At 55.8% G+C, this 17,811-nt stretch carries 12 protein-coding genes and 14 pseudogenes; 13 read left to right on the top strand and 13 right to left on the bottom strand.

Annotation, left to right across the window (positions count from 1 at the left end; genetic code table 11):
• Nucleotides 1-9 precede the first annotated feature (9 nt).
• A pseudogene (locus tag LCF40_RS16440) lies at nucleotides 10-555 on the bottom strand (ISH3 family transposase); the annotation flags it as partial.
• A 68-nt stretch (nucleotides 556-623) separates the two neighbouring features.
• On the opposite strand from LCF40_RS16440, the gene LCF40_RS16435 reads away from it, so the two are divergent.
• Nucleotides 624-881 (top strand): hypothetical protein, encoded by a 258-nt coding sequence (locus LCF40_RS16435; protein WP_224829302.1) that lies wholly within the window; start codon nucleotides 624-626, stop codon nucleotides 879-881.
• Between the two features lie 254 nt (nucleotides 882-1,135).
• A pseudogene (locus LCF40_RS16430) lies at nucleotides 1,136-1,287 on the top strand (IS4 family transposase); the annotation flags it as partial.
• Nucleotides 1,288-1,313: 26 nt separating this feature from the next.
• On the opposite strand, the gene LCF40_RS23765 reads toward LCF40_RS16430, so the two are convergent.
• Complete coding sequence (locus tag LCF40_RS23765) at nucleotides 1,314-2,528, bottom strand: glycosyltransferase family 4 protein (RefSeq protein ID WP_224829301.1); 1,215 nt, start codon at nucleotides 2,526-2,528, stop codon at nucleotides 1,314-1,316.
• 377 nt (nucleotides 2,529-2,905) lie between these two features.
• Between LCF40_RS23765 and LCF40_RS16420 the strand changes: the two are divergent.
• A pseudogene (locus LCF40_RS16420) lies at nucleotides 2,906-4,009 on the top strand (IS4 family transposase); the annotation flags it as partial.
• Nucleotides 4,010-4,118: 109 nt separating this feature from the next.
• Nucleotides 4,119-4,283: pseudogene (locus tag LCF40_RS16415) on the top strand (IS4 family transposase); the annotation flags it as partial.
• Between the two features lie 190 nt (nucleotides 4,284-4,473).
• On the opposite strand, the gene LCF40_RS16410 reads toward LCF40_RS16415, so the two are convergent.
• From LCF40_RS16410 to LCF40_RS16400, 3 genes are all read right to left on the bottom strand, one after another.
• Nucleotides 4,474-5,400, bottom strand: coding sequence for a glycosyltransferase family 2 protein (locus LCF40_RS16410; RefSeq protein WP_224829300.1), 927 nt, complete (start codon nucleotides 5,398-5,400; stop codon nucleotides 4,474-4,476).
• A 113-nt stretch (nucleotides 5,401-5,513) separates the two neighbouring features.
• Complete coding sequence (locus tag LCF40_RS16405) at nucleotides 5,514-6,713, bottom strand: glycosyltransferase (RefSeq protein WP_224829299.1); 1,200 nt, start codon at nucleotides 6,711-6,713, stop codon at nucleotides 5,514-5,516.
• Nucleotides 6,714-6,831: 118 nt separating this feature from the next.
• Nucleotides 6,832-7,866 (bottom strand): polysaccharide pyruvyl transferase family protein, encoded by a 1,035-nt coding sequence (locus tag LCF40_RS16400; RefSeq protein WP_224829298.1) that lies wholly within the window; start codon nucleotides 7,864-7,866, stop codon nucleotides 6,832-6,834.
• A 566-nt stretch (nucleotides 7,867-8,432) separates the two neighbouring features.
• On the opposite strand from LCF40_RS16400, the pseudogene LCF40_RS16395 reads away from it, so the two are divergent.
• Nucleotides 8,433-9,365: pseudogene (locus tag LCF40_RS16395) on the top strand (IS630 family transposase); the annotation flags it as partial.
• Between the two features lie 32 nt (nucleotides 9,366-9,397).
• On the opposite strand, the gene LCF40_RS16390 reads toward LCF40_RS16395, so the two are convergent.
• Nucleotides 9,398-10,228 carry an IS5 family transposase gene (locus tag LCF40_RS16390; RefSeq protein WP_224829297.1) on the bottom strand — a complete coding sequence of 277 codons (831 nt, stop codon included), beginning with the start codon at nucleotides 10,226-10,228 and terminating at the stop codon, nucleotides 9,398-9,400.
• Nucleotides 10,229-10,301: 73 nt separating this feature from the next.
• On the opposite strand from LCF40_RS16390, the pseudogene LCF40_RS16385 reads away from it, so the two are divergent.
• A pseudogene (locus tag LCF40_RS16385) lies at nucleotides 10,302-10,475 on the top strand (IS630 family transposase); the annotation flags it as partial.
• A 3-nt stretch (nucleotides 10,476-10,478) separates the two neighbouring features.
• On the opposite strand, the pseudogene LCF40_RS16380 reads toward LCF40_RS16385, so the two are convergent.
• Together LCF40_RS16380 and LCF40_RS16375 are read right to left on the bottom strand one after the other, a co-directional pair.
• Nucleotides 10,479-11,024, bottom strand: a pseudogene (locus LCF40_RS16380) (IS630 family transposase); the annotation flags it as partial.
• A gap of 12 nt (nucleotides 11,025-11,036) precedes the next feature.
• Nucleotides 11,037-11,234: a hypothetical protein gene (locus tag LCF40_RS16375; RefSeq protein WP_224829296.1), complete on the bottom strand. Its 198-nt coding sequence runs from the start codon at nucleotides 11,232-11,234 to the stop codon at nucleotides 11,037-11,039.
• Between the two features lie 172 nt (nucleotides 11,235-11,406).
• Here LCF40_RS16375 and LCF40_RS16370 point away from each other — a divergent pair.
• Nucleotides 11,407-11,541 (top strand): annotated as a pseudogene (locus tag LCF40_RS16370) (IS630 family transposase); the annotation flags it as partial.
• Between the two features lie 186 nt (nucleotides 11,542-11,727).
• Here the strand turns inward: LCF40_RS16370 and LCF40_RS16365 are convergent.
• On the bottom strand, nucleotides 11,728-12,897 hold the full coding sequence (locus LCF40_RS16365) for an ISH3 family transposase (protein ID WP_224829295.1): 1,170 nt from the start codon (nucleotides 12,895-12,897) through the stop codon (nucleotides 11,728-11,730).
• Nucleotides 12,898-12,951: 54 nt separating this feature from the next.
• Here LCF40_RS16365 and LCF40_RS16360 point away from each other — a divergent pair.
• From LCF40_RS16360 to LCF40_RS16345, 4 genes and pseudogenes are all read left to right on the top strand, one after another.
• Nucleotides 12,952-13,152: pseudogene (locus tag LCF40_RS16360) on the top strand (IS630 family transposase); the annotation flags it as partial.
• 74 nt (nucleotides 13,153-13,226) lie between these two features.
• Nucleotides 13,227-14,462, top strand: a complete 1,236-nt coding sequence (locus tag LCF40_RS16355; protein WP_224829294.1) for a hypothetical protein — start codon at nucleotides 13,227-13,229, stop codon at nucleotides 14,460-14,462.
• Between the two features lie 163 nt (nucleotides 14,463-14,625).
• A pseudogene (locus tag LCF40_RS16350) lies at nucleotides 14,626-14,760 on the top strand (IS5/IS1182 family transposase); the annotation flags it as partial.
• Between the two features lie 111 nt (nucleotides 14,761-14,871).
• Nucleotides 14,872-15,085, top strand: a pseudogene (locus LCF40_RS16345) (IS5/IS1182 family transposase); the annotation flags it as partial.
• Nucleotides 15,086-15,363: 278 nt separating this feature from the next.
• Here the strand turns inward: LCF40_RS16345 and LCF40_RS16340 are convergent.
• Together LCF40_RS16340 and LCF40_RS16335 are read right to left on the bottom strand one after the other, a co-directional pair.
• Nucleotides 15,364-15,747, bottom strand: coding sequence for a hypothetical protein (locus LCF40_RS16340; protein ID WP_417750544.1), 384 nt, complete (start codon nucleotides 15,745-15,747; stop codon nucleotides 15,364-15,366).
• Between the two features lie 206 nt (nucleotides 15,748-15,953).
• Nucleotides 15,954-16,172, bottom strand: a complete 219-nt coding sequence (locus LCF40_RS16335; protein ID WP_224829293.1) for a hypothetical protein — start codon at nucleotides 16,170-16,172, stop codon at nucleotides 15,954-15,956.
• On the opposite strand from LCF40_RS16335, the gene LCF40_RS16330 reads away from it, so the two are divergent.
• Together LCF40_RS16330 and LCF40_RS16325 are read left to right on the top strand one after the other, a co-directional pair.
• Nucleotides 16,161-16,721 (top strand): hypothetical protein, encoded by a 561-nt coding sequence (locus LCF40_RS16330; RefSeq protein ID WP_224829292.1) that lies wholly within the window; start codon nucleotides 16,161-16,163, stop codon nucleotides 16,719-16,721. The two genes, LCF40_RS16335 and LCF40_RS16330, sit on opposite strands and share 12 nt — an antisense overlap.
• Before the next feature lie 186 nt (nucleotides 16,722-16,907).
• Nucleotides 16,908-17,075: pseudogene (locus LCF40_RS16325) on the top strand (IS5/IS1182 family transposase); the annotation flags it as partial.
• Between the two features lie 211 nt (nucleotides 17,076-17,286).
• On the opposite strand, the pseudogene LCF40_RS16320 reads toward LCF40_RS16325, so the two are convergent.
• Both LCF40_RS16320 and LCF40_RS16315 read right to left on the bottom strand, forming a co-directional pair.
• Nucleotides 17,287-17,628, bottom strand: a pseudogene (locus tag LCF40_RS16320) (transposase); the annotation flags it as partial.
• 14 nt (nucleotides 17,629-17,642) lie between these two features.
• Nucleotides 17,643-17,811 (bottom strand): annotated as a pseudogene (locus tag LCF40_RS16315) (IS4 family transposase); the annotation flags it as partial.

Here is a 17,811-nt window from a genome sequence, read left to right as displayed (position 1 = left end):
TCATTACGCGTCAAGGCCGTCGAGCAGAGTCAGAAACTCCGCGAGGACTTCGCTTGTGGTCTCGCCAGCGACCAGCTGGCGGACCGCCAGCGTATACCGCTTGTTGCGTACCCGCGCGTAGAGCGTGACGTAGGCGTGAAACGCCGTGGTTCCTCGTTTCGCCTGCGAGAAGTACAGCGCCTCCGTCTCGTCCTCGTCACCGTAGTAGGGATCGAGGTGGAGGTCGGCGACGACCTCCACCGGTCGATCGGGAAGCGTCTCGAGGGCATCTCGTTGAAGGAGCGTGTTCCCGACCGCCTCAACAGCGTCCAGGTCGAACTGATCGGTGAGATGGTCACGGACGGTGTTGGCGTGGGGCGACTCGTCGGTCGTCTCGCAGACGTGATTGATCGAGGTCCCGCCGGCGCTGGCGCCGGCGAGGACCTCGTATAACTCATCAGCGGAGACCTCTACGTTCTCACCGAGATCAATCGGGAGCTCGTCTCCGAGACTGTTGACGACAAAATTAAGCAGGTGCTCTTCCTCTACCTCGTTGTCTGCTTGGGTTTGTTGCACGCACTCTCCAAGCACACACTTACTCTAACCCGATGTGATCGACTGAGGATGAATCCAGCGAGGTAGCGATGGCACTGGGAGGTGCCATCGCGAGGCTTCGTGTGACAGAGTTCGCCAGGTTCAGCGTGTGGACAGCCGTGGTAATGGATATCGACGAAGTCGAGGCAGATGATCCTCGGGCCGGGGCCGAGGATCATCGCCGTCTGCTCGACGAAGAGGTCATTGACGAGTGCTTCCAGTTCAGCAGGCGGAACCGTGTGAAGCTGTGTCAGCGTGTAGTCGTCGGAGTACGTTCCCCGAGTAGTATCGGTGACAGCTTTGATTGATTTCTGGTCGACAGCGGCTTGGAGGAGTGTCTCTCGGATGATCCCGGAGTCGAAGCGGCAGTCTTCGACTCCGGGGATCGGTATCTCTGCGAGCAGACCGAGCGCTAACGTTTCAAGCTCAGAGGCCGTAAGAACAGTGTCTGGATGGTATAGGAATCTCACACGCACCCATCTAGACGCTCTCTGAGAATCTAACCCTATCAGTCCTGACTACGTTCTGATTCGATGGGAACTACCGACTATCGGTCACTCGCCAGCTCATCCTCGAAGGTTTGGTCCAGTCGTTCGGCCATCCACCGCCGAACCTGTCGGATTGATATTCAGTGACGCTCGTCAACCAGAGAAATCACGCCTCTTACTCAACGAACGAGTGGCTAAAGCTTTCACGAGGTCATTCAGTGCTTAACCGAACACCAATGCACTCACTAGCCATTATAGCGACTGTTCGTACAACTCGATGATCTGGGGAACGACCGTATCAGGTCGGTAATCCTCCACTTTCTGGTTCGCATGGTCGGACAACGACTGCAACGAGCCACTATCCACGAGCTCAAGTATCGAGTCGACAAATCCATTCACGGACCCGTCGGTAGTTCGCCCGCCATCCCCGATGATAGCCGCCACGCTCCCCACATCGCTGGCAATTACGGGTATGCCCGCAGCGAGTGACTCGAGGAACACCCTTCCAAATGGTTCATCCCAACGGCCGGGGTATAGGAAGAGATCATGGGAAGCGAACACATCTGGAAGTTTGTCGTTCGGAACCTGTCCGGTGAACGAAATCGCAGAGACAAGCCCACGGGACACCGCCTCTTGTTCCAATTCGGATCGAAGCTCCCCATCCCCAACGACAGTCAGCCGAAACGCGACGGACGAACGGTGGTTAAGCAGATCGAGAATCGGAATTAGTCTATCCACTCCCTTGTGAGTATCGAGCGAACCCACATACAGGAGTTTGTATGGTTCCTTGAAATTGCTGCGGTGCTCTCGACAGAATCGCTCATCAAGGATGTTCGGAATTACGCTGATCCGATCCGGAGGGAATCCAAACCCGGCGTACGTCGTCTTGACGTGAGGAGAGAGCGCATGATAGCTATCTATTTGGCGGGTCTTTTGCTCACCCTCTTGAATCAGTTTCAGATTTCCTAATCGACTCACAGAACGATAGGCGCTATTGTACTCGTCGTGCCCACCGCTAGTTGCGAGTGAACACATGGTGCACTTTGCTAGTCCGTTGCTAGTGCATGGTTCTCTATCGAGATAGCGAAGGTCGTTTTTCGGGCACACACCACCGTACGCGTTTAGCGTAATCACTGTCGCACTTGATGTATGAGTAGCAATATCTCCCATCGCAGGAATGGTTCCCATAAGATAGCTGTGAGTGAGATCATATGAATCGAACTCGTCTATTCGTTCGCGGAGTGCTCGATTCAGTTGGTGGCCCGAATGGTAGGGATACCCTGACTGGTCAAGCACTTTAAACGTCATCTCAGTATTTGTCTTCCACTGCGGTGACGGGGGTTTCGTACAATAGACGGTGACGTCGTGCCCACGTTCGTGCAATCCGGAAACGATTTGTGAAGCACTATGAGTGGCTCCGGTTCCTTCTCCTCGTGGATAACTCGGGTGGACAAACGCGGTCTTCACGTCAAGCCTCCCGTGGATCGATGGGAACCAATTGGCTTCATATCCTTCGAGAAGGATGACCTATCCCTTCGTACTGTCGATCCAAGAAGTAACGCAAAATTTATATTTTTATATTTAATACTCATAAAGAAAAATGTATGATAGAACGGTAAGAGTGGAATTAGTTTCTACAAGAGTGTTATAGAACGCTTGGTGTGATTTTCTACGACATTGAGAGATCTGCACCCACTGATTCTGAAAGACGGCAATAATACCCCTTCTCCATCCGTCTTTAGTTAAGAGACGAACCGCATGACAGCAGCGACTTATCGGGACTTCTTTGCGAGAGGAATGAGGAGGCGACGGCTGTGCACATCAAAGCCACCTCATCCCGGCTTATGCGTCGGCTCACTACACTGTTTCCCTCCAAGTTCCTCGAAGAGCACGCCGAGGAACTCGGCGTGGTCGAACGCGATCGCAAGCTCCAGATTCCAGCGTTCGTCTGGGCGCTCGTGTTCGGCTTCGCCGCAGGCGAGAGCCGAACACTCGCTGGCTTCCGACGCAGCTACAACTCCACAGCCGACGAACCGATCTCGCCTGGTGGTTTCAATCAGCGGTTGACGCCCTCGCTCGCGGAGTACCTCCGCGACCTCGTCGAGCGCGGTCTCGACGAGGTCGCTGTTCCCGATGCTGTCGACGCTGATCTCGACCGATTCAGGGACGTGATGATTGCGGATGGAACCATCCTGCGGTTGCACGAATTTCTCTCCGATGAATACCAGGCTCGGAAAGAGGAGCAGGCTGGAGCGACGCTCCACCTGCTCCACAATGCCACCGATCAGACGATCGAACGGCTCGACGTGACCGACGAAAAAAACGCACGACAGCACGCTGTTCAAGACAGGCTCGTGGCTGCAGGGACGGCTCGTTCTCATCGATCTGGCGTACTTCAAGTACCGCCGGTTCGCGTTGATCGATGAGAACGACGGCTACTTCGTGAGTCGGTTGAAGAAGAGCGCAAATCCGGTGATAACGGCGGAATTACGGGGATGGCGCGGCCGCGCCATCCCTCTGGAAGGCGAGCAGATCCACGATGTCGTGGACGATCTCTACCGCGAGTACATCGACGTGGAAGTCGAAGCGGAATTCAAGCGAGGGCCGTATGAGGGAACGCGCTCGCTGGATACGAAGCGGTTCCGCGTCGTCGGCGTCCGCAACGAGGACGCCAACGACTACCATCTCTACATCACGAATCTGCCCAGAGAGGAGTTCCTCCCGGCCGATCTGGCAACGCTATACCGGTGTCGGTAGGAGGTGGAGTTGCTGTTCCGTGAGCTGAAGACGCAGTACGAACTCGACGAGTTCGACACCCGGCGGTTGTTGAGATTCTGCTGTATGCAGCGTTGCTGTCACTGCTGGTGAGCCGTGATTTGCTGGATCTGGTCACCGAGGAGGCTGACGATGAGATCGTGTTCCCGCGCGAGCGCTGGGCGGCGACCTTGAGTGATCAGCTTTTGTTTTGAATACTCGAGCAGTGGCTATTCACCGGGCCGCATGGTACGCCGTAGAGTTGCTTAGCAGCCAATATTCAGAAGTGACGCAGACCACTCTCGGTCGCACGCCCAGCTCATCCTCCACGAACTCGGCGAACACCTCGGCTATTCGCCACCGCCGCTGTTGGACCGACTGATCGAAGACGCACAGAAGATTCGCCAGCAACGACCGATCCTTCAAGAGACGCTCGCTACCGCTACGCAACCGAGGTGTGAGGGCTAACTAAAGACGGATGTACCCCTTCTCAAACGGCCGTTTTTCAGGTGTTACCGAGGTGTGTAAAGAGTTCTACGACACTCTATTCTACATCTAATAAATCGTGGTCGAATCTGGCGGCATCTCTTGGTGTTCTTAACAGAACACGAATGGTCTGGTTGTGTCTTACAAGACCACCTCGTTAAAAGTGAGCGTGTCAGCGATCTTTGGAGATATACTGTTCGTAAATACCGCCAGCGGTACGGGTGAGTTTACTCAGATAGTCAAGCCCGTAGAGCGCGATTGCATCACTGACAGTCGGATCCATGCCATCAGTAATTCGTGCATAGAACTGTCGTGGGCGGAGGGGGAGAAATTTCTGTGGGGCGATTGGGCGTGTGCCCCCCGCTCGTTCGGGGTGGTATTTCTGTCGCTGGATAGACCCTCGTCCGACCCGAAACTGCTTTTTGAGCCATGCCCGCACGGTGGTGCGTGCCGGGTGATACACCGTGATGTCCGGTTCGAAATACTGATCGAATCCAGCGGCATGAACCCGTTCGCCGAATTCTCCATCGCCGCCCGAAATCAGCCGTGAATCGAAAAGCCCCACATCCTCGAAGACCGTTTTTCTGACCGTAAGACACGCGGTCACCACGAACTGCGCTTTTTGTAGGTAGCGCTCCACTGTAAATCCCAGTGCGCGGTCGTATCTCGCCGTGAGCGATCCGTGACCGTCGATATACGTCTCAATTTCACAGCCCATGTAGTCCCAACCGTGTTCGGTGTAAGAGTCAACCACCGATTTGGCCCACGTTGGCTCGACAGTCATATCGGCATCAATAAAGGATATAAGTGCTCCGTGCGCGTGTTCGACACCTTTATTTCGGGCGGCGTATGAACTTTGGATCTCGTCTTCAATCAGGAGGGTAACCAATTCAGGGTAGCGTTCACAGTATTCTTGAACTACCTTACGAGTCTCGTCCTCAGAACCGTTATCCACAACAAGGATTTCATAGGAATCTATGGGGTACGTCTGAGAAGTGAGCGATTCGAGGGTCGTCCGGATCCCGTAGGGATCGTTGTACACCGGAATAACGGCCGAGAGGGTCAGGTCTGCCGGAGGCGATTCGTCCGTCTGTCTCATTTTTGTTAAGAAGTCATACCCGCTCTCCTAAAACCATCGGTTGGCATTTGAAACATCCCGCCGAGCGACGCAGTGGTGGTACGTGCGGCTTCCTTGGCCCGTCGGCGTGGGAATCACACCAATTCTGCGTATAGCGCCTCTAGACGGTCATTGAGATCCTCGATGTCGAAGTTGTCACGAACGTACGTCCGTCCGGCAGCACCGAGAGTGGCACGTGTAGAGGGATCGTTAGCCAACTGCTTCAGTCGGTCAGCTATCGCCTCCGTGTCGCGTGGCGGTACGAGCAGGGCGGAGTCGCCGGGGGAGACCGCCTCCGGGATACCACCGACATCCGACGCCACGACCGGGAGTTCGCTCGCTTGAGCTTCAAGAAGGACCCGTCCGAACCCCTCCTCCAGACTCGGGAGCAAGAACACGTCGGCGGAGTGCAGTTCGTCAATGACGCCTGTCTGGTCCATTGGTCCGCAGAGCGTAACGACGTCACTAGCATCGTTCTCCTGAATCTGTTTTCGTAACTTGCCTTCCAACGAGCCGCTACCGACGATTCGGTACCGAACGTCAACGTCCTGAAGGCGCTTCGAGAGCTTTTTGGCCGCGAGAATACCGTATTCGAGACCCTTCGTCTCGTGGAGTCGAGCGACGGTAAGAACCGTCATTGTATCCGAATCGTGCGTACGGTCGTCCGGTCGAAATCTGTCGGGGTTAATACCGACGTGGTGAACTCGAACGGTATCCGGATCGGCACCAAACTCTATGAGTCGCTCCCGCGTGTAGCGGGTGTTCGCCAAAATGCAATCGGCATGGTCGAAGAGATGGGCATATATCTGTTCTCCATGCTCGTCCGCCCGTCTGATACCCCATCCATGAAAACTCACGACGAACGCATCACACGCTCCGATCTGATCGAATCGTGCAGCTCGTCGTCCCACTGGCCCGAAATGGGCGTGCAACACGTCCAATTCGGCGTGCAAGACGGGGTGTGCCCGATACGCGAACCGTCCCGCCTCTAGAACGCCACGCTCTCGCTCGATTTTAGCAATAACACCGAGGGCCTCTGGAGCGTTCGCAGCGAGCAACATCGTGTTGGGAACGGTCTCGAGTAGGGCGGCCGGCACCGAGTTTGGCGTATCCAAGTATGTGGTTCGCTCAAGTATATCGTATTCCTGTATCGTGGGATGCTGTATCGAGTCGTGGGCCGACAGCAGCGAGAAAACGGACACGTCGTGGCCTCTATCCATCATTCCAATAATATTATCTAAAACAAATGTTTCTGATAGTTTTGGAAAGGAGTGCGCCAGTATCCCAATTCTCATGAGCAGGCAGTTTCGTTCGATGCACTTCAGTCTGCCGCGTTGGTGAATCAGGCCGCTATCTCCGGCGACCACGAAGTTTCAGATTTACCTCAGTCTACGTCATCCGGCCGCCTCACGCTCACTCGCTCAGACAGATGTCGTCAAGGAGTCGAAAGTTCCTCTCGGCGGTCCGCCGGACGTCATCGCGGTTTGCTATCGAGTCGAACTCCACGGGAATAGACGTGTGTGGTTTGTACGACTGAACGCCAACACGGTCTGCGAGAGAAGACACTTTAGGCTCATAAGCGATTGCCAACGCCGGTGTTTCACAGATGGTTGCGAACACCAGTGAATGGTATCGCGTTGCAACCATCCGATCAACGGAACTCACCCGTTCGAGCGTCTTTCTGACGGAGAACTCGTACGGCAAGACCTCGATGTCAAGATGCTCGTGGGCGAAGGTCTCGTCTTTCTCGTGAAACGGAATAAATACCGGATCGTCGAGTTCCTCACAAATTCGAGTGATATTCGCCAGGTATCGATCCTGTGCCCTGTTAAAATTCGTTACGCCATCATAATCAAAGTAGTAAGACATGATCTCCGGGTCCAGATGGAACCATTGTCTGAAGTTGACGCCCGTTCGTCCGGACGAGGGTACGTCTGGATCGTGGCGAATCAGCGTTGGACACGCAGTGACGTGGATATCGCCATCGTAGTGCGGGGCGAGACGGTCACGTGACCACTTGTCGCGGACGGTAACCAACTCGACGTCTGAGAGGCCAGAGCGGACTAACTCACGGCCCTCAGTAGTTTTGAATCCAGGGACGCCGACACCGATTACTGCACCACCCTCTGAAACGAAGTTCAGCCGTTGGCGAAGGTGATCTGTTCCGTACCAATCGTGGAGCACACCGCCTCCACCGAGGATGTGGACCGGCGCTCGACTGTACTCGGTATTTCGTCCGAACGTTCGAGGTCGATAGCCCATCGCGGAGAGCTTCCCAGAAAACGTCCGTCCGAGCGCCCGATCACCGATATTTCCCGTTCGGTAACTTCCTTGAATACCGATATCGTGTGGTAGAACGGATCGAACCCGCTGCCACTGATAGTGCATCTCGCGCTCAGCCATAGCTGGGTACCGTAATCCCTTTCTGATCTGTTCGAGCGAGTACATCGACTGAACATTGCTCGGAGAGAGATCGTCATAAAACCGAAGGTTCGTCGGCGAATTCGCAATCACAATGTGAGCCGAAATAGAAAATCCAGCTATTACGGAGTAAAACAACGGCAGATTCCTTGATGAGGATGGCAATATGACTGAGGTTTTTTCTCCAATCGGCAGTATATACTAGTCACTTTGATTAATGACCTTCAACCCTATAGGTAGTGATGGGATGAAAGCCTGCTAAGTCCCCAGAGCACGGAGGAAGACTGGGGTGGCAAAGGCTGATAACTAGACAGCGCACCAAGCGCGCGGTAGTGAGTAGCTGATGTGCCAAGGAAGCTCCATCGTGAGGCCAAGCCCGACTGCCTGGCGGGCAGTCGGGCGACGACCTCGAATAGGTGTGGCTCCCTCCGTGCATTTCCCATCCCAGAGGAAGCCATGTACTACCTCGGAATCGACGTCCATAAGCGTGACTCGTACATCGCTGTCTTGGACGATGACGGTGAGGTCGTCGAAGAGGTTCGCGTCCAATAATGAGTACGAAAACTTTTGTGAGTTAATGCCGACTGTCGTTCATGGAACGCTCACGTCGCAAGGAGATCAAGCACCACCTGTCTGAAGAGGAGATCGACGAATTGCTCCGTGAGGCTGAAGACGATCACCGACTTCGGCGTCTCGGGTTCCTGAAAAACCTCTATCAGGGTGATTCGATTCCGGAGGCCGCCGACCGGGAAGGCAGGTCGGCGGCCACCGGTGATCGCTGGGCAGAAGCCTGGAATGAAGGTGGGCTCGAAGAACTGATGCCGAGTTTCGGGGGCGGCCGGCCCCCGAAACTCGACAAGGACGAACAAGAAGAGCTGGTCGAGATGCTCCGTGAGGGCCAGCCCTGGAAATCACAGGAGATTCAGCATCTTCTCACCGAAGAGTTCGGCGTCGAGTACAGTCCGAATTACCTCGGGACGTTCCTTCGAGAGCTAGGTCTGTCATACGCGAAACCACGGCCAAAGCGACCAAGTCGGCCGGAGAACCCAGATAAGATTCTCGAAGAGCGCGTCGATGACGCGCTCGACGAGGACGAGCAGCCACACAACAAACGCGAGGGAGAAGACGGAGACGGCTGGGTCGTTGACGACGATGTCTGTACTGATGGCGGCACTGTCCTTGGATTCTTCGACGCGTCGAAACCACAGCCGTACGATAATTCGCGCCGTGTCTGGTACGTCGACGACCCGCACATTGAACGGCCGTTAGTGAAAACGCACGACTCTGCGGTTGGATTCTACGCACTGAACGGTGCCAGTCACGTGACGTTCAAGGAAGACGAAAAGAAGGAGCGGATCTGTGACGTCTTGGAGGAGGTGCGCGAGCAGAATCCCGGCAAGCGGATTCTGCTCGTCTTGGACAAACATGGAGCACATATCTGTCAGTACACGCGCAAGCGCGCGCATCAGCTGGGAATCAACCTGATCTTCATCCCGTCAGGATCGCCGCATCTCAACCCAATTGAGGGCTCTGTTGAATCGCCATAGGGCGGTGGAATTCACTGCTTCACAGCTCGCTTGATGTTATAGACGACACACATCAGCGCAATCTCGCGGAACTCACGGAACCAGGAACGCGCTCGCACGGCGAAGCCGAGCGAGCGCTTGACAGCTGAATTCACCGTCTCGGTCATAGAGCGCTGATTGTAGCGTTGTTCGTCGATTCTGGCGTTGTGTGCGTGGTCGTATGGGGCGAAGATGCGGTGCTTGATCAGCGGTCTGATGCCGAGTTCGCGGAGTGCAGTGCGGAGCGCCTGCTTGTCGTAGCCCTTATCGGCGGCCAGAGACCGCAGATCGCCCGCGTTCCGGCGGGCGATCTGCTCACAGAGATCTGCATCGCTTCCTTCCCGGGTCGTCGAACAGTGAACGTCGAGGACGGCTTGAGACTCAGTATCGACGAGTTTCGTGACCTTCAGCTTCTGAACGCGGTAGCTGATTCGCTGGCAGTAGTGGCGGCTCGCAGCTGACCGTTCATAGAACGTTGCGTCGATCGCGCCGTGTTCGGACGGGTCGTGGAGCTGCGCCGACTGGCGCAGCAACACTCGACAGACGCTCATACTGATCCGGTCGAACGCTTTACACAACGTGGATGGTGAGGGGAGATCGGCCTCAGCGCGGCCGATCTCCCCGGTTATTTGTGGCATCTCTTTCAACAAGTCGATCGTCATCCGGTAGGACGCATCGAGGTAAATCCGCAGACAGTGGAGAGAAACAAGTGCGTAGTCGGCGAATCCGCTGCCACCTTCCGGGGCGGCGGATTCGTCTCCATCGCCAGTAACGTTTTGAGCAACCGGCACAACCTCCCTGATGAAGCGGGAGATTTGGGTCATAGGCAACCGAAGTCTCCCGCTTCAGCTCCTTTGAATTAGCGATCGATCCCGCCGCCGTCTAGTGATTCAACAGAGCCCAATTGAGAAAGTCTGGGACTTTCTCAAGTGGACGATGGCACCGATCGTCGTTGAGAACGAAGACGAGTTCAAAGAGCTCGTTCAAGAGACGTTCGAGAAAATAACGCAGCGAATCAGTTTCGCAAAGAAGTGGTGTGAGAGATTCCTTGACTTTCAAAAATTATCTTAGTCATTAGACCGGATTCTGCTCGCGAATCGCCTCTAAGGCCGCACAGATACTCTCCTTGGTCGTCCGTTCTCGGAAAATAAGCGTGCTTGTGCCGAGAAGTGCGTAGAAGCCGAGCGTTTTCCAGGGAACCGTGACCAGCGGTTTGTCGATTTCGACGGTCCAATCGTACGACCACATCCGCTGAGAGTTCTCGAACGGCTGTGGCCACGAGGCGTCGAAGAAGCCGAGAACGAGTGGCTCCTCATCAGTCTCCTTCGTGAGCGCCTCTCCCAGGCGCTCACGAAAATCCGCTTCAGCATCGGGTGATTGTCGCGGATCCATCGGTCGTGGTTTCGCGTACTGCATGCCGTCAGAACGAAGAATTCGAGTGAGATGTGCCCGGTCGTACGTGACGCCGTAGCGGTCCCAGAGAAGGTCGTCGATTTCCTGTGGCGTCCATGGTTGGCCCTCTTTGAGGAGAGAGAAGAACTCCTCAAGCTGATCAGCGGAGAGCTTCGCGGGCGGTCCGCCCGCGAAGCGCGGACGTAGTCCATCGACCCCACGTTCGTTCCATGCTTTGAGCTAGCGTCCGCCGGTTGGTTGGGAGGCACCAACACGTCGTGCGGCCATTTCGTCGGTGTCGCCGAGAAAGACGTTCTTGATGAAACAGAGTCGCCGGACGAGACGCGTCTCATCCGCCTTCTGGGCATCGTCAATCGCCTCATCGAGCTGTTCTTCCGACAGATGCCCCACAACTTCCGTCCGGCGAGTTGTCTTCATCACTGCCTATACGCTCGCTGTAGATTCAAACATAGCGCCGACCACTCCTTCGACGGCTCGGGAGTCAGTTCACCCGAAGCGTGTTTTGACTGTGCCGCTCAGGTTTACCTTCGGTAGCGACGCTCCACACGAGGACAGTTACTGGGTACGAATTAACTGGCAGGTCCACTAGACGTTCTTTCTCCCGTGTGAAGAGAAGTTCAATAGCGATACCACGATTCGGCTGTTGGACGCACTCCAGACCGAATTCGGTGAGAAAATCTGCGTTGTCCTGGATAACGCCTTATATTTCACAGCGAACAGAGTGTCAGTACCTCACAAAGCGTCCTCAGCTCACTGCCGCTGAAGCGTGAGTTACCGACGAACCTGGGCTGGACGTGTGCTCCAACGATCCATCCCGGCGTCAGGAGACGAGGAAGCGTCGCAGTCGGCGGCGGTCAGCCGCCGACGCGACGGCGTTGCCACTGATCGGCAGGGCGGGCTCGGTCACCAGTTACCGGTGGAATCGGTCATCCGGTGGCCGGTTTGCGGGGACGGCCCGACGCGCTGCGAGGGCCGTCCACGCTGCCCTAATTACCATGTCGACGAACTCTTCGAAAGGCCACCACCAGAGGCGACGCCCGCCCCGGCGGGGCGTCGCCACATATTTCCAGTGCAGGTACCGCCAGACGTTTTGGAATAGCAGGCTCAACACGACGAACAACAGCCGTCTCGTCGGATCTTGCGTTGTCGTCGAGATCAGCGTTGACTCGGAGAGACGGTAGCTGGCTTCGATCCCGAAGCGTTTGCTGTAGTGGGATCGAGCCTGTCGTGGCTCGTCGATGAACGGCGCGTCGACGGCGTAGCCGTGACGCGCCACCCCGTGTTCGTCGTATCGACCGTTCTTGTACGTACAGTCGATCATGACCGGGAATTCGACGGTCCACTCGTGCTCGCCATAGGACGTCGTGAGATCGTGAGAGATCTCACGACTCCAACCCTGGCTGAGTTCGGTCTTGATCTTGCTGCCCCACTTGATGATCGGGACGATGTACGCGAAATTGTGCGCTTGGAGCAACGTGAGACACTTTCCGTCGTAGAAGCCACTGTCGAGATAGGCCGCTTTGACGTCGAATTCGAATTTCTCGAGCAGTCCAAGAAACTCAGCGAGAACATCGCTGGCGGTGTCGCCGTCGGTGAGACGGCGCACCGCCAAGGTGTATCGCTTGTTGTTCACGCGTGCGTAGAGTGTGGCGTAGGCGTGGAATGCGGTCGTTCCTGCTTTGGCCTCGTTGTAGTAGAGGCCATCTGTCTCGTCTTCGTCACCGTAGTAGGGTCGCAGGTGGAGGTCAGCGACGACCTCCACCTGCTCAGGGAGGGTTTCGAGAACGTCCTGTTGGAGAAGCGTGTTCCCGGTCGATTCGACGGTTTCGAGGTCGAACTTGGTCCGGAGATGATGGAGAATGCCGTTGCCAGAGGGTGCGTCTTCACTCTTCTCGCAGAGCGTGGAGATCGAGGTCCCGTCGGCGGTAGCGCCGACGAGGACCTCGAAGATATCCTCTGGATCGATTTCTGCGTTCTCACCGAGGTCTAGCGTGAATGCACCGGTGAGAGCATTGACCAGAAAATTAAGGAGCTGGTCCTCGTGGATTTCATCGTCCGCTTGTTGTGGTTGTTTGGACACATCTTCAGCAAGCGGACGTCTCAACTAACCGGCTTTGTGAGGTACTGAGTGTAGGAGTTCGTCGAAGATACACCGATCGAATTGTGTTATCTCCCGCGGGGTTCATTGGAGCTGAACCCCGCGGAGGAGTGTTGGCGACAACTCGATCAAGCACTCGGCCGCCTGTTCGAATCACTGGACGACCTCCGTGATACCGCACTTACCGCGCTTGACAGCATCGAGATACCAGATGTCTTCACGTACTTCTGTCTGTGAGTATTAGGGGGAGAATCGAAATCACATAGTTCGATGAGAAACTGTTAATTACTGCTACGATATACACCACCCCCATGCAGATTACAACCCCACAGATAACACATCGGGAGGGGGAAACACGGTGCCGGTTTTCGGTCACGTCGAGTTGGGCTCCGGACACCCTCTGGTTCGCCGTTGACTCCGAGTTCGAGGGGTTGCTCTCCGAGCGGTCGGATAGTGCTCTGTTGGCCCTTTTGATCCCGGCGATGGAGCGTGACGAGGACATCCACATCGCGGGGACCGTCTCTGAACGATTGTACTACAGCCTCTCGCGGCCATACCAAGCATTTCTCAAGGCCGTTATCCCTTCACTTAGTTCGATAGAGATCCACGCCAATAGCGTTCAACCCACCCAGGGCCAAGCCTCTGGCGTTGCGACCGGGTTCTCTGCCGGCATCGACTCGTTTGCTGTGCTTGCGGATTACTATTACAACGACGATCGGGCGGACTCAACGATAACCCACCTCTTGTATAACAACGTCGGGTCGCACGGCGACGGGGGCGAGCAGTTATTTCGGGAGCGGTACGAGCGTCTTCAACGGACGATCGAGAAGATCGGCCTTCCATCCGTCGCCGTCAACTCCAACATGGATGCGTTTTATGACGGATTCACCTTCCAGAAAACGCATACAGTGCGTAATACCGCGGTGGCGCTCTTACTCCAGGGCGGGATCGGGACGTTCCTCTATGGGTCGACCTTTGACTACGAGGAGATTTGCGTTAAACCGACGTATGATATGGCCTACACCGATCCGGTCGGCCTCCCGCTCTTATCGACGGATGGGATCGAGACCCGAGACGTAGGGTGCGAGTACACGCGAGTTGAGAAAACCCTCATCGTGTCGGATATTGTGGACTCGCATGAGTCGCTGGATATTTGCGCACGGCCAGATTCGGCTTCCAATTGTTCGGACTGTTGGAAGTGCCGACGCACGCTCCTCACGCTCGAGATCGCAGGCCTTCTAGACCGGTACACAGAGGTCTTCGATCTTCGAGCCTACCGCGATGGGCGCGAGCAGTACATGGCAGAGGTTCTGGCGAGCGACGACCCACTCTTGGAGGAGATTGTGACCTTCGCTGAGGAACAGAACTTCGAGTTCCCGGCACGAGCAAGAGTCCTGGCCCGCGGCAAGGTCGGGCCAGCGAACAAGCTCCGGAGCGTCGTCGAGTCGGCTGCCTCAAACCCGACGCTCCAGGGAGTGGTGAAGTCAAACCAAACACTCCGCCGAGCGGCGAAGAAATCGGTGCGCGCTCTCGGGGATACAACGTGAAATCCTCCTCGCCCTGAAAGAGCGGGCCTGAACCTATCACACGCGACGACAGCCGGCGGATAACCGGCTCGCGACGCGGTTTTCGACGATACATCCAAGGAGAGTTACAACAATGAGCGTGTCATAGAAACCCTCCCAAGGGAGGCCGCAGGGTTTGGAAACTGTGTCCAGCAGCTCCAATGCACTGCAAAACGTGGGTTCGGTCGACGAGTTCTTGAATGCGGCGGCGACAGAGACAGTACCGCTGTTCGAACATCTTGAGTTCGAGTTTCTCCAGAAGTACGACGTGCTCGCCCCCGATGGAGTGGTCTGCGTAACGTTTGAACACGTGGTCGTCAAGGCTGGGACCGACGGGACGAGGAGATGCAGTTTGCAGAGCTTGGACGTGCAAAGGTTACGCCAATTACTCGAACGGGGGCGAGCACGAGTTCATCAGCCACCCGATCTCTTTTGCGGCTTTCTACACTGCTACTACAAGAATATCTACGGCACACGCCCAGTCACTCGAGAACTCCAGCACACTCTCGTTTGGTACTACTGTGGACTCGACAAACCACCGTCCAGAGACACGATCGACCGATCTCGAACCCGTAATCGACGATGTTTTCGAATGGCTCGGAGAAGGTTTGAAAGTTAATTCTCAAGAGGGCTATAACAGTCTAAGAAAGCTGTGCACCTGGTGCACGGAATTCTAAGAGGGCCTCCAGTATATTGCCACTTTCGGTAGTTCCCATCAACCTTGATCGTTGACTCGATTTCTGGAGGAAGCTGCGGGAGATCAGACCAAGTAATTCACTGAGCCACGCTCAGACGGCGATCTCACGGAAGTGAGAGAGCCGTCGACCCAGAGAAAGTGCGGAGCCGTCGCTTCAGTACTGGTTGGCGCTGGATGCGGGCGATCTCAGCCCGCGTCCAGCTGACTGAAGGTCGCCGGGATCCCGCTTCGGTTGGTTGGAGCTTCCCACTTCCGGCGGAGGGTTTCATCAAGAGCGTGGTCGATCCATTCTCGGAACACCTCGAATCGGAACCAGACCGGCAGTGCTCGCCCGCCGCGCCGCGGCGTGGCGAGCACGCCCCATCGAACGATCACCCAGAGATTCCGCAACAGGAAGCTCACCAGGACGAATAACAACCGTACGGCTGGATCAGTCGTGCTGGTTCGTGCACGCGCTTCTCGCATCGTCCGAAAGGCTGTCTCGATCGCCGAGCGTTTTTGATAGAGAGCTTCGACGTCTTTCGGCGTGTAATCGGTCAGATCGCACGCCACGTACGCCCGAACGAGCAAGCCGTGTTTGCCTCGATTGCCCTGCTGGTAAGAGACACAGACCGCGAGCGGGAAGCGGAGTGGTCACTGCAACACTTGAATATTCAGAAGGAACGTGGCGATTTAGTTCTCAGCGACGCTCGGAGGCTTGTTTAATCGGGAAATCCACTCGTGGTGAGAAGCGCTTTGAGCTGGAGCCTGTGATGCGTATTCATCCATTGCGCTAATCACTCCAGTTCCCGCTCGCTCCCCTCGTACATCACGTACTCCGTCCAGTAGGATACCGTCGTATCGAGTTTCTCGGCCATTCGCTTTCCACGGCGGATGATCGGGAGAGCGACTGGTGCGGCTGCATCCAGTCGCTCGATCGACGTTCCGTCGTAGAATCCACGGTCGGCGAGAACGCCAGCGACGTCAAACGGAAGGGCCGCGACGTGGTCGAGCACTCGCTCGACCGCGTCGCTCTTCAATTCATCACTCCGGACGGGTGTGACCGCGACGACGAGTGGTTTGGCTCGACAGAGAACGAACCCAGCGAGGTAGCGATGGCACTGGGAGGTGCCATCGCGAGGCTTCGTGTGACAGAGTTCGCTAGCGTCAGCGTGTGGACAGCCGTGATAATGGATATCGACGAAGTCGAGGCAGATGATCCTCGGCCCGGCGCCGAGGATCATCGCCGCTTGCTGGCAGAGAAGGCGGTTCGCGATTGTTTCGAGGGCAGCAGGCCGGACCGTGTGAAGTTGGGCAAGCGTGTAGTCATCGGAATACGTTCCGAGAGTGCTGTCGGTGACTGCCTTGATGGACTTCTGGTCGACAGCGGCTTGGAGCAGTGTCTCTCGGATGATCCCGGAGTCGAAGCCGCAGCCTTCGACTCCGGGGATCGGGATCTCGGAGAGAAGGTCAAGCGCTACGCTTTCAAGGTCAGAGGCCGTAAGAACGGTGTCTGGATGGTAGAGGAACTTCATACACCATCCAGACGCTTCCTGAGAATCTAACCGTGTCAGTTCTGACTATCCGCTAACTCTATGGGAACTACCGACTTTAGATAGACATATTATTTCCTGTACCGCTGGTCCGTGAATTCAGACAATATACACCTCGATCCGGTAGATTTGATGAAGAGCTATAAACCCCTGTTCACCGATTCGAGCGGATGTACAACCACCGTACAGGGATTGAACGAACGAACGAACGACGTGGTCAAGGACTGCGGCCTCAGGCACGTCCGCGCCCGAGGCCGCGTCCACACACGAATACAAGCGTTCTTTGCGCTCTGCCTGCGGCTCGTCGTTGCAATTACCAACGACGACCGAGGCAACGATCCAGGACGTGAGATGCTCAAGCTATGAGATGGAGCTATGAAAATCCTGCAACCGACCTTACCAGGTGATTGATGATAATAGTTCGGGTGAGGGGCCCGCTCACCCGATGAAATGCTGAGGATCGGCGGAAGGCGGTGACTTCGAGAAATGGAATATCTGGTAGGCGGAGGAATTCTTGTGTGCGGTGCAGTTGCTGTTGGTAGCTCACACAAATCGTGCCTGAGGGACGGCCAGTCCCTCAGGCGCTCACCCCCGGTGGATCGTACATTTCCTTGCGTGTGAGCATGTAGAAGATCGAGACAAGCATTTTCCGAGCTGTAGCAACAATCGCTATCTGGTGGTTCTTCCGCTGCTCTAGGCGAGTATAGAAGTTCCCGAAGTAATCGTCACATCGAACTGCGATATTTGCACATTGAACGAGGGCCCAGCGCAATGGCGCTGAGCCCTCTTTACTGATACCGCCACGTATCTCCTTGTCGCCAGACTGGTGAACCATTGGATCAAGCCCAGCGTAGCTCACGAGTTGCTTGTCGCTGTCAAAGCGGTCGATTTCACCGACTTCAGCAACAATGACAGCGGCACATACGTTCTAGTTTAGTGGTGATCAAAGGTGAACTCACCCCATTCAATCTGCTCACGTAACCGTTCCCTGTGTGGATTTGGATCCCGCGACGCCCACAGCAATAACTCGTCTAAATCCGGTAGTTCATAGCCTAACTCTACCATGAGGTACAGCTGGATCAGATGAGCATGTCGTTCGATA

Origin of the sequence: Saliphagus infecundisoli (assembly GCF_020177375.1) — an archaeon.
GTDB classification, from domain to species: Archaea; Halobacteriota; Halobacteria; order Halobacteriales; family Natrialbaceae; genus Saliphagus; species Saliphagus infecundisoli.
Note: the sequence above shows the minus strand (reverse complement) of the source record. Positions and strands in the feature narration are given on the sequence as shown.